12 protein-coding genes and 1 pseudogene are annotated in these 12,030 nt (G+C 47.6%); 5 read left to right on the top strand and 8 right to left on the bottom strand.

Annotation, left to right across the window (positions count from 1 at the left end):
* Nucleotides 1-129: 129 nt before the first annotated feature.
* Together AEA42_RS22250 and AEA42_RS09660 are read right to left on the bottom strand one after the other, a co-directional pair.
* Nucleotides 130-210 (bottom strand): annotated as a pseudogene (locus AEA42_RS22250) (LysE family translocator); the annotation flags it as partial.
* A gap of 26 nt (nt 211-236) precedes the next feature.
* Nucleotides 237-797 (bottom strand): lysophospholipid acyltransferase family protein, encoded by a 561-nt coding sequence (locus tag AEA42_RS09660; protein ID WP_047536489.1) that lies wholly within the window; start codon nt 795-797, stop codon nt 237-239.
* A gap of 129 nt (nt 798-926) precedes the next feature.
* On the opposite strand from AEA42_RS09660, the gene AEA42_RS09655 reads away from it, so the two are divergent.
* A complete protein-coding gene (locus AEA42_RS09655) occupies nt 927-1,376 on the top strand; it encodes a nuclear transport factor 2 family protein (RefSeq protein ID WP_037416327.1) in 450 nt (149 codons plus the stop codon).
* A gap of 4 nt (nt 1,377-1,380) precedes the next feature.
* Here AEA42_RS09655 and AEA42_RS09650 read toward each other — a convergent pair whose 3' ends face one another.
* Entirely contained in the window at nt 1,381-2,181 is an 801-nt protein-coding gene (locus AEA42_RS09650; protein ID WP_055647610.1) for an NRDE family protein, read from the bottom strand.
* Between the two features lie 62 nt (nt 2,182-2,243).
* Nucleotides 2,244-3,884: a hypothetical protein gene (locus AEA42_RS09645; protein ID WP_055647609.1), complete on the bottom strand. Its 1,641-nt coding sequence runs from the start codon at nt 3,882-3,884 to the stop codon at nt 2,244-2,246.
* A 286-nt stretch (nt 3,885-4,170) separates the two neighbouring features.
* On the opposite strand from AEA42_RS09645, the gene AEA42_RS09640 reads away from it, so the two are divergent.
* Nucleotides 4,171-4,764 (top strand): YhgN family NAAT transporter, encoded by a 594-nt coding sequence (locus AEA42_RS09640; RefSeq protein ID WP_037416335.1) that lies wholly within the window; start codon nt 4,171-4,173, stop codon nt 4,762-4,764.
* Between the two features lie 302 nt (nt 4,765-5,066).
* Nucleotides 5,067-7,877: an immune inhibitor A domain-containing protein gene (locus AEA42_RS09635; RefSeq protein ID WP_055647608.1), complete on the top strand. Its 2,811-nt coding sequence runs from the start codon at nt 5,067-5,069 to the stop codon at nt 7,875-7,877.
* A 64-nt stretch (nt 7,878-7,941) separates the two neighbouring features.
* Here the strand turns inward: AEA42_RS09635 and AEA42_RS09630 are convergent, their stop codons facing one another.
* Nucleotides 7,942-8,511 carry a chorismate lyase gene (locus AEA42_RS09630; protein WP_055647607.1) on the bottom strand — a complete coding sequence of 190 codons (570 nt, stop codon included), beginning with the start codon at nt 8,509-8,511 and terminating at the stop codon, nt 7,942-7,944.
* A 101-nt stretch (nt 8,512-8,612) separates the two neighbouring features.
* Between AEA42_RS09630 and AEA42_RS09625 the strand changes: the two genes are divergently transcribed.
* Together AEA42_RS09625 and rlmF are read left to right on the top strand one after the other, a co-directional pair.
* Nucleotides 8,613-9,023 carry a flagellar basal body-associated protein FliL gene (locus AEA42_RS09625; protein WP_037416344.1) on the top strand — a complete coding sequence of 137 codons (411 nt, stop codon included), beginning with the start codon at nt 8,613-8,615 and terminating at the stop codon, nt 9,021-9,023.
* A 59-nt stretch (nt 9,024-9,082) separates the two neighbouring features.
* Nucleotides 9,083-10,195 (top strand): 23S rRNA (adenine(1618)-N(6))-methyltransferase RlmF, encoded by a 1,113-nt coding sequence (gene rlmF / locus AEA42_RS09620; RefSeq protein ID WP_055647606.1) that lies wholly within the window; start codon nt 9,083-9,085, stop codon nt 10,193-10,195.
* A gap of 39 nt (nt 10,196-10,234) precedes the next feature.
* Here the strand turns inward: rlmF and AEA42_RS09615 are convergent, their stop codons facing one another.
* Genes AEA42_RS09615 through moeB form a run of 3 tightly spaced genes read right to left on the bottom strand, consistent with a single transcriptional unit; the run spans nt 10,235 to nt 12,027 of the window.
* A complete protein-coding gene (locus AEA42_RS09615; RefSeq protein WP_037416348.1) occupies nt 10,235-10,522 on the bottom strand; it encodes a DUF333 domain-containing protein in 288 nt (95 codons plus the stop codon).
* A gap of 25 nt (nt 10,523-10,547) precedes the next feature.
* Nucleotides 10,548-11,210, bottom strand: coding sequence for a Bax inhibitor-1 family protein (locus AEA42_RS09610; protein WP_037416350.1), 663 nt, complete (start codon nt 11,208-11,210; stop codon nt 10,548-10,550).
* Between the two features lie 55 nt (nt 11,211-11,265).
* The gene (gene moeB / locus AEA42_RS09605) at nt 11,266-12,027 is read right to left on the bottom strand and encodes a molybdopterin-synthase adenylyltransferase MoeB (RefSeq protein ID WP_037416352.1); all 762 of its coding nucleotides are present in this window, start codon (nt 12,025-12,027) and stop codon (nt 11,266-11,268) included.
* Between the last annotated feature and the right edge of the window lie 3 nt (nt 12,028-12,030).

Genomic DNA, 12,030 nt, shown 5'->3' with positions numbered 1-12,030 from the left:
CACGAGTACCAGTTGGGAGAGGCGCCACCTCAAGTCACAGGACTCACAGTGGACCAGCAGATCATTCTCGACGTGTTAGGCGAACGGTATCGGCAAATTTATTCCTAAATCAGGTGCGGAAAGTCGGATAGACAACATTGCAATAGGCCCAGGAGAAATACCAATCAAAACAATCGCAAAAAGGTAGAGTAACCAAGTTTCGGTCTGCATGTTTTGCTCCGTGTTAGATGAGAGAATTAGCGTTTGTTATCGGGTGAATAATCAGGGATGACCTTGGGATGACGTCCCTTAATGCTGCGGTAAAAGCATAAAATCTCAGCCATATCTTGCTCTATATCCGTGGGTTGCAGTGGTGCACGGATCACCACGGCTTTACGCGCAAAATCTAAGCCTACAGGGACAATAGCGACCTGCGCTTTGGTCGCGATATGGTAGAAGCCGCATTTCCAACGGGTAACAGGGCTGCGCGTTCCTTCGGGGGCGAGTGCCAGTTTGTATTCGGACTGGGTGGCAAACAGTTGCACCGCAGAATCGACTAAGTTATTGTTTTTACGCCTATCAACTGGGCTACCACCAATCGCTCGGAAGAACCAACCCCAAGGTGGAATAAATAATTGATGCTTACCAAGGAAGTGGATGCGCGTAGCCAATGCACCGCGGGCGAGTACCCCAATAATAAAGTCCCAGTTACTGGTGTGTGGTGCGACAATGACAATGTATTTGGCTTGATTGGGGAGTTCCCCTTGGATTTGCCAGCCTGAAATCTTGAGTAGCCAGCGGCATAAATGTGTAAACATAGTGTGGTGCCCAGAGTCGAAAAATGAATAATATCATTAGCTTTTTTTAATTATAAATCGACTTAGACAAGATAGTCTGGGCCGAAATACTGATAATACAGTCTAACCTGATTGTGAGGGAGCGGTACTATGTTGCGACAAGGATTGATAAGAAAACCCATTTTGCAGTCTCTCGCGGCGCTTTTGCTGCTATTTGTTGGGCAGGTAAGTGCGGTGCCAACTGATGAGATTACCCAAATGTTAAAAGGTCAGGAAGATGCGTGGAATCGCGGTGATCTTGATGCTTACATGCAGGGTTATTGGCAGAGTGAGCAGCTTAGATTTGTCTCAAACGGTAAGTTTCGTTACGGCTGGGAAGAAACGCTTGCAGCCTATAAGAAAAATTATCCCGATAAAGAGGCACTAGGCGAGCTGAAGTTCACCATCAAAGAAATCAAAATGCTCAGTAACTACGCCGCAATGGTGGTGGGTCGCTGGGATTTAAAGCGGCAAAAGGATAGCCCGACAGGCGTATTTACCTTGCTGGTGGAAAAGATTGATGACCGTTGGGTGATCACTATGGATCACAGCTCTGACTGATATACTAAAAATCGGCTAAGCAGTCGGGCTGTTGCGGTAATTGGGATGGTAGGGTGAAGTGAAAATCCTGTTGTCCCAAACGTCGTCCCTTGCCATCGTATCTCACCTCAGTGAACTGAACTTCCCCTTGGGCATTTTGTAGCAAAATGCTGGTGGAACGAGTGCCATAGTCTGGGTGGCAAATATAAATCGCCGCGAGTCGGCGTTCCCACTCTAGCCCGACGCCAGTGTCGGGTAGCTCGTTATCCTGTGGCCGAGAATCATCCTGCATCAACCGTATAAGTGACTCTAGCTCAAGCGGTCCCGATTGTTGAATAAGGGCCTCGAGCGAGCGCTGACCTTTAGCCATTTTCGGCCAAATATCATCGAGCGCGCCGTTGCTAATCGCGTGGAATCCTGTGGTTAATTTTACTGTTTCCCGTTTAAGACTGTTAAAGCAGTAGAGATGAGTCCCTTGGCCAAACACGAGATTGAAGGGTTGATAATTTTCAGCGTGTTCCACAAGCCAGTTAGGGCAGATCAGCGAGCCCGAACTTAATGCCTGAATGACAAGTTCGCCGCGGCTGCGCATCGGCTCTTGGGATTTTTGAGCCACCCTGAGGTTAGTGACTCCGGCAATTTGTCCCTGCTTATTCACCCCAAACCAAGTGCCGCCCGCCTGTAAATCTTTGCCCGCGAGCATATTCTGCTCAGGCGGCCAAAACTGTGCAGGTGCAGTGGGCCTGTGGTGAAACTCATCCCGATTCGCACAAATAATCAGTGGATACTGGGGATGAGTATTAAGGGCGACGAAAAGTATGCACATAACAGGCTAAGTTTATCCAAAGATGGAGTTAACTTAGCCTGTCTGTCGGCAAATGAACAGTGTTAGTGCTGGTGCTTATCGCTATGGGGATGGCTGTGGCCGCTAGTCTGACCGTGTGAATGAGAGTGGCCATGCCCGTGCACATGTGATGTTTCAGCTGTTTTAGCATGCGCGTGCGCATGATCATGGCTGTGTTTATGGCCGTGGGCCACAGGTTTTAACATCATTAAGCGGCGCAAGAATTTACGAGGCCCGAGGCGCAGTAAGCTGGCTGCAAATAAGGCTGATAAGATCAGCAGTGCCGTGAGGTTAATGGCTTCTGGTAGAGTGAACAACGAGAACCACATGGGCAACTTAAGGGCAGCAACGAGGGCTATGGCAATAATTGCCAGCAAAATCCCACGTTGTGACCAACCCATAAGTTTTAGCTGAGCGATATTCAACACCGGAGCGGCAATCAAAGGCAATACGATGGCCAGCGGACTCCAGCCGCTATAGGCTAAGGCGATTGACAATACGGCCGCGCCTAAATTGCAGAAGCGCATCGGTAAAAATACCAGCAATAGCACGGTAATCTGTAATATAGGGTTACTTAACGGTACCGAAGGGTGACCAATCAAGTTAACTAATACTAAGCTGAGGAGCACCCAAGGTGCGCTGCGATCAACCAAATGGGCGAAACCAAAACGCAGGGCTTGGCTTGGTAATTTAGTATGGGGATCGGTAATATCGACCCGCGCATAGGCTAAATAGGCACTCATGATCAAGACGACTACGAGTTGAAACAGCGCTAACCAAGGGCCAAGCAATAGCGCCGTCAGTACTAGGGCTTCTGGGCCTGCTAAACGTTGGAACCAACGACGGGCGAGGCTATTGTCCTGTGGTGTTAAACCAAGCTGGAATCTTAGTGCTGCTACGGCGTAACTGAGTAATAGCACTGGCGCTATGGTCATTAGCCATGTTGTTAGCTGCTCTGTACTGTGGTCGTGATGGGCATGTTCGTGGCCGCCAGAATCCATCAATAACAGCATCATTAATAAACCAATACCGAGCAAACTGCCGATACCCGCCTGATATTCATATTGGCCTTGTTTATCTGTTTCCTGTTGACCATGTGGCTGATGTAACACTACATGCAGAATCGAGCCTGTCACAAAAGCTTGTAAATAAACGGTTTTATCTATGCTCATGTGTGATAAAAGCTGTTCGCTAGCAAAATAGCCAATACTCGTGAATAGCATAATGGCGCCAAAAATAACCAGCGTCCAACGAGCTCCAAGATGAGGTTTTAGTATCCACCAAATAGCAAAACCAACAGGGAGACGATGGAGTATAACGCCCAAGGCTAACAAAATGGAGTTGCCCTCATTTTGGGCTAATACCATAGCGCTCCCATCTGTGATGGTGTGCAGCAATAAGCCACTAATGCCAAGAAAAAGGGCAAAATTATGCGTAATTTCAGAGTAGCGGTGGAACAAGCGTTCACTGGCAGTGGGTCCCCACAGGCCGAGTACTACAAAGACGATGGCCAGCAGGCCGCCATGCTCGAGAAGTTCAGGTAGAATATGGATCAGCACTAATCCGCCTAAGGAGACGAAAATAAAGCCATCAAGTCCCTTCTGCAATCCGCTGCCTGATGCAAAGTAGCGGTAAAACAGTGGCCCGATTAAGAGTGCGAGACAACTAGCAAGAAGATAGAGCATGGATTCCACGAAAATTGGCTGAAAAAACGCTGTAGTATACCAGTTGTAATTTAAATGAGCAGCGACTTACAGGCAATTTACTCAAGCGAGATGTTGTGCTGCGGCTTGTAGTAAAAATGAATCAACGACTCAATGGCTTATGGATGATAGGTAAAAAACCGCTAGAGGATCATGAAACGGCACTCATAATCCATCTTAAGGAATTTTCTAGATAATTTTTCACATCTGTAACGCGAAAAAGTTATACAATATGTGCTCATGTTGGCTTAGACGTTGATAAAGTTAAATGGATATATTTTCTGCTGCGGTAATGTTGTTTCTTATCATGGACCCCCTCGGTAATTTACCGATATTCGCGTCGATTTTACGGCATATTGATCCTAAAAAACGTCGTAGGGTTTTGATTCGTGAACTCATTTTTGCATTAGTGATCATGTTGGCCTTCTTGTATGCCGGCGAAGCCATCTTAAGTTTCTTAAATCTGCGATCTGAATCGGTCAGTATTGCCGGTGGGATTATTTTGTTTCTGATCGCGATTCGGATGATTTTCCCCCAGCCGGGTGGTGTGGTTGGCCTTGCAGCAGGGGAGGAGCCATTTATCGTGCCGATGGCGATACCATTAATGGCGGGGCCATCTATTCTTGCCGCGCTCATTTTACTAGCGCATACCGATAGCTCACGTATGGGGGATTGGACTATTGCTCTCGTATCAGCTTGGGGCGCGAGTGCGGTTATCTTAATGTTTTATAAACTCTTTACCCGTATGTTGGGTGAAAAAGGGTTAACGGCTGTTGAACGTTTGATGGGGATGGTGCTGGTAATGATATCGGTACAAATGTTCCTCGATGGAGTATCAAACTATATGAAAACTGCTGGGTAAGCGTATTGCACCAAGTTATCAAAAACCGCATTACATCGTTAATGCGGTTTTTTTATGGCAAAAAATCGCTGTTGAGGATGCTTGCTGAACCAGCGCTGACAAAAGTACAAAAACCATCACCTTCCAATCTGTATCAAGTTGTTACACTCTTGGTGTCCTGATATGTTTTCACATCCCATTGAAGTTGGCTTTCCGATGAGGGAAGACAACCAATAAACAAACTTGCCATAGAGCAAATAGGCACTAGCCTTAAAAAATAGCTTGGCTATAACAGCGCAGATTGTGACGGAAGGAAGACGGTAATGCGAAGTACAAAGAGTATCACAGCGTTTGGATTGATGTTGGCCTTGCTAAGTGGCGCCAGTATCGCTGCGCCTAATCACACACCAGCGGATGCGGGGGTCATTAACAAAGAAAGGATCCTCTATTGGCTAATTAAGCGTGGCGAAGTCTCCGAGGATGCGAGCGATAGTGTCAAGCAAGCGGCCGTTGAAGCCTATATTGCCCGCGCGAGCCTTGCACAACCTAAAGAACCTCGGGTGGTGATTGAGGCAGAGCAAGAACGCCTCCATAAAGCCAAAACCACAGCAATGATGCGCGCACCTGCGCAGCGTGCTTTAGCGGATGCAGATGTGACTAAAACGGTTAAGGTATTAACCGTACTGATTGATTTTCCAGATTTAAAATATAATAACAACGGCTTAACAGCGAGTGATACCGACATGTATTACTCGAGTTATCCTGCTTCTCACTACAAGAATTTACTCTTCTCTACGGCTGGTTTTAGTGGCCCGCAGGGGCAAACTTTAGATTCGGCCTATCAGTATTACCAAGCCGTTTCGGGCAAAACCTTCTTCTTTAGTGGTGACGTTAAAGGTTGGTATACCGCTAGCCAAAATGCTGATTATTATGGCGCTAATGATGCCGACACTGGCAACGATGTTAATGTGACTGAACTGGTTAAAGAAGCAGTATCGCTAGCAGTAGCGAATATGTCAGCTGCAGAGCTTGCAACCTATGATATTGAAGATCCATATGATTTAAATGATAACGGCAATCTAAACGAGCCCGATGGTATTATTGACCATGTGATGATTTTCCACTCGAGTATTGGGGAAGAAACAGGGGGCGGTAAATTAGGGGACAACGCTATTTGGTCGCACCGTTATTACGTGGATCAAGGTACTCAAGGTTACACTTTACCGGGCTCGAGCAAAAAACTCTTTGGTTACACTATCCAACCGATCGATGCCGCGACTGGGGTCTGTACCCATGAATTTGGGCATGATCTTGGGCTGCCCGATGAGTACGACACTACAGACAACGCTAACAAAGATGGTTCACCTGTTGGTTATTGGTCTTTAATGTCGGGAGGCAGTTGGACAGGGGCTATTCCTGGTGCGCAGCCGAGTGGTTTTAGCCCCTACGCACGTTCGTATTTACAGACAAAATATAAAGGAAAGTGGCTTAACGAGCGCGAGATTAGTTTAGACAGTATTCCTAAATCGGGTATGGAAATCACGCTTAATCAGGCGATAAACCAAGATGCCGTGAATCAAATATCGATACCGCTTCCTGCGGCACAAATTGCCTTTAAAGCACCTTATCAAGGGAGTTACCAGTACTACTCTGGTCAAGGTAACATGCTGACAAACAGTATGAGTTTTACCGCAACCTTGCCTAGCACCAGCGAAAAACTCACACTCTCTTTGCAGGCGAGTTGGGCAATTGAGACTGACTACGACTATATGCAAGTTAAGGTTAATGGTACGGCGATTGCGGGTAATTACACTAAGTCGATCAACGCCATTAACAATGCCCGACATATTATCACTGGTAAGTCATCAGACATCTCTACCGCAGTGGGCAGCGATGCTTGGGTTGCCTTGGAATATGATTTGTCAGCCTATGCAGGTAAGAGTGTCACCATTGAATTTACCTATGTGACCGATGAGGCGGCAATTGAGTCGGGGATCACTATCGACAATATCAGTATTAAACAGGGTGTAACTGAGCGGTATGCCGATAATGCTGAGGTGGCTGGTAAAGCGACGCTTGTGGGTTACAGCCGCATTACCAGCACTCGCCCTGGCGCCGCATCCCGTTACCTTATTCAATTACGTAGCCATAATGGTGTCGATGCGGGCTTAAAGAGTAAAGGGTTTGATCCTGGTGTACTGCTATGGCTAGAGAATGCCAGTTACAGCGATAACAATGTATCGGATCATCCCGGCCGTAGCTTGATAGGTGTGATTGATGCTGACCAGAATATGATTGGCACTCTTTCTACCGATGAACAAATCCGTGATGCGGCCTTTAGCATGGTAAAACAAACGGCTTACTTTGGGGACAATAACCTCGATGCGGTCAGTCTTTTTGATGATAGTTTGGATTACAGCGCACCACTACAACCTCAGTCTGGCATGCAACTGCAACAACTTGGGTTGACGATGCAAGTGGTCTCTCAGGCCAGCGATAACCGCACCGCGGTAATTCGTTTAGCCAATGCGAATGCCGATCCAGCGTTAGCTCCGTTAACTGCGGCAATAAATCTGAGCCAAAATGCCTTAACCGCCACTGTGGCCGCAGTGGTTGATGGTGGCGAGGGTGCTTACACCTATTCTTGGGATTTTGGCGTTGCCGGAGCGACGAGTAATTCATCGTCGGCGAGTTATACCTACGCGAGCGCTGGAACTTATACGCTGACCTTAACGGTAACCGATGCAAAAGGCGCAATTGCCACCGCGACGAAAACAGTGGTGATGAGCTTGCCCTTAACTGCTGGCTTTAGCGTCATTGCCAACCAGCTAACGGTGAAGTTTAGCAATACCTCGGCAGGTGGCGTTGGTAGCCTAAGTTATACATGGAACTTTGGCGATGGCACCTCAAGCACTTCGGCATCGCCTTCCCACACTTATGCTCAGACGGGTACTTACACAGTGACACTGACGGTGAAAGATACACAAAATGCCACTGCCAGCAGCAGTTCAAGTGTTACCGTATCTGAGCCAACGACGCCAGGCGAAACCCCAAGTAGTGGCGGTGGTGGCAGTCTAGGTTGGCTAAGCCTGATGTTGCTCGGTGGTTTTGCATGGCGCCGCCAGCGCCAATAAGAAGGGATTGTTCTAACGAAAAATGCCTCTGATATAGAGGCATTTTTGTTTTAGCTTAAGAGAGCTAGGGTTGTAGCCTCGCCATCGCTTGTACAGCGGCCGGAAGGAACATTTCACTGACAAACATTTCCTCTTCGTCATGGTGAAAATATCGGCGTCGGCCCCAAAGTTCATGCTCGACGTTTTGCGCTAAACTCTGTGCCAGTTGGGCAAGGCGGCTATCGGTGTCAAATTGGGCGATTTCAATGCGACCAGGAATGAAGCTATCTTGGCTAAATAATAATTCGCCGAGTGGGCGTGTACCTAGGCCTAAAAAATCGGCTTGGCGGGTCGATAACAAAGACTGAGGGATCAAGGTTCTGGCAAATACCCAAGGTACAGAATCGAGGCAGAGTAACACTTCGCGCACCCAAACGGTGTTTTGCTTAGGATATTCCCCTTCGAGCGGGGTACATTGGCCTTCACCGAGGATTTTTACTTCAAACTTATCGCAGCAGGTTTTGAGTTTTTGCGTCAGGCTTCCTGGCGCCAGTAACCATTCCTTAAGGGGAGAAGCGGGAAGATTTTTGGCATTATCGGCACAAAACCATTGAATAGATTCGCCATAGGGAAAGCTTAAGCTGGTCACATTCATTAAATACTCGTTACAATATAAGCAAACGTCGGCAGTCTACCAGATAGATTGGGAAGTTTCTTCCATTGACCATTATTGTTTTTAGGGAGCTGTAAACCGCGATGAAAAAATTATTATCAGCCTGCCTGATCTTGCTCAGTGCTGTGTTTAGCGCATATGCAGCCGACGAGAAAGCTCCACCCCCTACTGGGGATTTCGCCTATTACGGGTTTGAGCCCGAAATTGTGACTAACTATATTTCAAACCGCAAAAAGCTCGGGTTTGTAAAGATCAGTGTTGAGCTGATGGTAAAGAGTCCCGATGATTTAGTGATCGTTGAGCGCCATGATCCACTGTTGCGTGCCGCCATTATTGAGGTGCTGGGTAACCAAGCCGAAGAAAAAATTAAGTCTCTTACTGGCCGTGAGGAAATTCGCCGTGAATGCTTTGATATGGTCAATAATCTGCTGACCAAGGAAGCGGGTAAACCAATAGTAGTCAATCTACTGTTTACCTCTTATCTTTACGATTAATCCAGCCAATAGGCTAAGGGCCGATCTTTGGATTGGCCCGCTCTTGTTGAACCATCATTATGTCTAAGCCCATCGTTAAAATTGCCGCTAAGCCTGCGATGTCACCCACAGGAAAACGCAGCAAACCAAGCACGCCTAAGCCACTTGTGGCAAAATCAGCAAAACCTGCCAAACCAAATATTGCCCCCGCTAAAGCGACGAGCAAGCCAAAACAGGGCGTTGAGAGAAAGACCTTGCACCCGCGTAATTTGCATGCTCACGGCTATGACTTTTCGGCGTTGATGACGAGTTACCCTAAGCTAAAAACCTTTGTTCGGCCAACGCCATACGGCGCCTTATCTATCGATTTTGCCGACCCCATAGCAGTGAAAACCCTCAATGCGGCCCTTTTGAAACATCATTATGGGCTGGCGTTTTGGGATATTCCTAAGGGCGCGCTGTGCCCACCAATCCCCGGACGAGTTGATTATCTGCACTACTTGGCTGATCTGTTGTTCGAAGGCGCCCCCGTCCAGCGTGCTGGACAAGTTAGCGTTTTAGATATCGGCACTGGGGCGAATGGCGTTTATGCCATCCTAGGGCATCAAGTGTATGGCTGGCAGTTTGTCGCCTCGGATATCAATGCCGAGTCGCTAGCCAATGTGCAGCGGATTATCGACAATAACCCGAGTTTGCAGGGGCACTTATCCTTAAGGCAGCAGCAGGATGAAAAGTCGGTCTTTAAGGGGATCATTCAGGCATCTGACCGCTTCGAGTTAACTCTGTGCAATCCTCCCTTTCATGGCTCGTTAAAAGAAGCTAGCGAAGGCTCGCTGCGCAAGGTGCGTAATCTGCAACTTAATCGCGGTGAACAGCCTAAAGCGGCCAGCGCAACCTTAAACTTTGGTGGTCAAGCGGCGGAGTTATGGTGCCAAGGTGGAGAGAGGCAATTTTTAGCCACAATGATCCGCGAGAGCCAAGCGTTTGCCGAGCAGTGTCTGTGGTTTACCAGTTTAGTGTCAAAGCAGGAAAATCTTAAACCTTGCTATCAAGCATTGGCAAAGTTGGGTGTGGATACCGTTAAAACCATTGAGATGCAGCAGGGTAATAAGATCACCCGAGTGTTAGCCTGGAGTTTCCATTCGCAGGCTAAACGTTTGCAGTGGCGAAATCAGATCGTCAGCGGGACATAAAACAACAGGCGCCGAGTGCGCCTGCTTTTTTACTCAGCCTCAATTACTGGGCTTTTCCTGTGGATGGTCGCGGCGAAATAGCGCCCACTCTTCAATCTGTTCACCGTTTGGCAAGGTACACATACCGTGTTCCCCCTCTGCGGTTCTTTGGATTTCCGATATGCCACCGAGGGAGGCGCAATACTCTGATGCCGGGTTGGCGATTTGTGCTTTCGCTTCCGTTTTTGTTTCAGCCTGAGCGTTTGTTGCTGGCTCGGTTTTCTCGCCGCAGCCGATTAAGCTGGTGCCGATGATGATGCCGATTAACAGTGGTGAGGTTAGTTTCATGCTGTTTTCCTTGTCATTGAGTGACTTATTTTCGTCCTAAAATCCGCAAAATACGCAGAAATAGATTGATGATATCCATATACAAAGCGGCGGCGCTATCGACGGCGTTATCGACGGTTTTCGGGATTTGGTTCGCGCGGCCCCAATCGTAGCCAATATAGCCACAAAAGATCAGCACAACTATCCAATCTAAAATGCCGTGATGGGTATTAAAGATAAATATTTCAATTAGTTCGACCACTATCACCAATAGTAATGCGATGGTGAGTACCCCAGATATTTTTTGGAAAAACGCTGGAAACAGGGTGCCCAAACACATCATGGCAATCGTGACTAGGCCAGTTATTCTAATCGCTTCGGTAACTAATGCGGGATCGTACTGACTGACAACCATATTAATAATCAGGCCAAAGGGCACGACTACAAAGTTATAGCCAATAAAGCTGACGAGGGGATTAGTTGAAGATTGGAACAGATAAATCCCCAAGAAGCAGGAGGCAAAGTAACCGATAAAGAACACCCACGGATTCACGCTGGCAATCGCCTCGGGGTCGATATAGCTGACCATCATATAGTTCACGGCAAAACCCCAGACGAGGGTTAAGCCAATCACTAAGTTATAGACACCCGCGCCTATAATGGGGTCATCGGTTGTGCGGCGGTCAAATACGCTATTTTCAGTATCCATTTGATTTGTCATTCCTTAATTGTAAAAAGCGTGCTGAATATTAAAGGTTAATGTGCTACTCACCACATATCTTGCAGTGAGGGTGCTTGGGTAATTTCATCTCGCGAAATTCCATGGTCATAGCATCGATCATCAGCATTCGTCCTGCCAGTGTTTTGCCCATACCCGTGATGATTTTGATTGCTTCAACCGCCTGCAAGCAGCCGACCATACCGACGACAGGCGCAAGAATACCGGATTCGACACAGCTGAGTTGCTGCTCGCCAAAAAGTGAACTAAAGCAATGATAACAAGGCGTTTGCGCTTGATAGTCAAATACGGTGACCATGCCTTCCATGCGGATGGCGGCGGCAGAAATCAGTGGGATCTTGTGCTTAAAACAGCTTTGGTTTAACTGCTCACGCACGCTGACATTATCGGTGCAATCGACCACGATACTGTGGTTGGCGACTAAGGCATCGATCTCATGGTCATCCAATACCGCATTGATGGTATTGATTTTAACGTGAGGATTGAGCTGATTAAGGCGCTGCTTGGCCGACTCGACTTTAGGTTGGCCAATAGTGGCATCCTGATGCAGCACTTGGCGCTGTAGGTTAGAGAGCTCAACCGTATCGAAATCGACTAAGGTCATCTCGCCAATACCCGCAACGGTCAAATATTGCCCCGCCGCGCAGCCTAAACCGCCGGCGCCAATCATCAACACTTTGGCGAGTTTTAAGCGTTCTTGGCCATCGATATCCATCGCCTTGATCGAGATTTGGCGGCTGTAGCGGGTGAGTTCGCTATCGCTAAGGATGTCTACTTGTTGATTCATAAA

It is taken from the genome of Shewanella sp. Sh95, assembly GCF_001308045.1.
Lineage (GTDB): Bacteria > Pseudomonadota > Gammaproteobacteria > Enterobacterales > Shewanellaceae > Shewanella > Shewanella xiamenensis.
The sequence above is the reverse complement of the archived record's forward strand: the minus strand, read 5'-3'. Positions and strand labels throughout refer to the sequence as shown.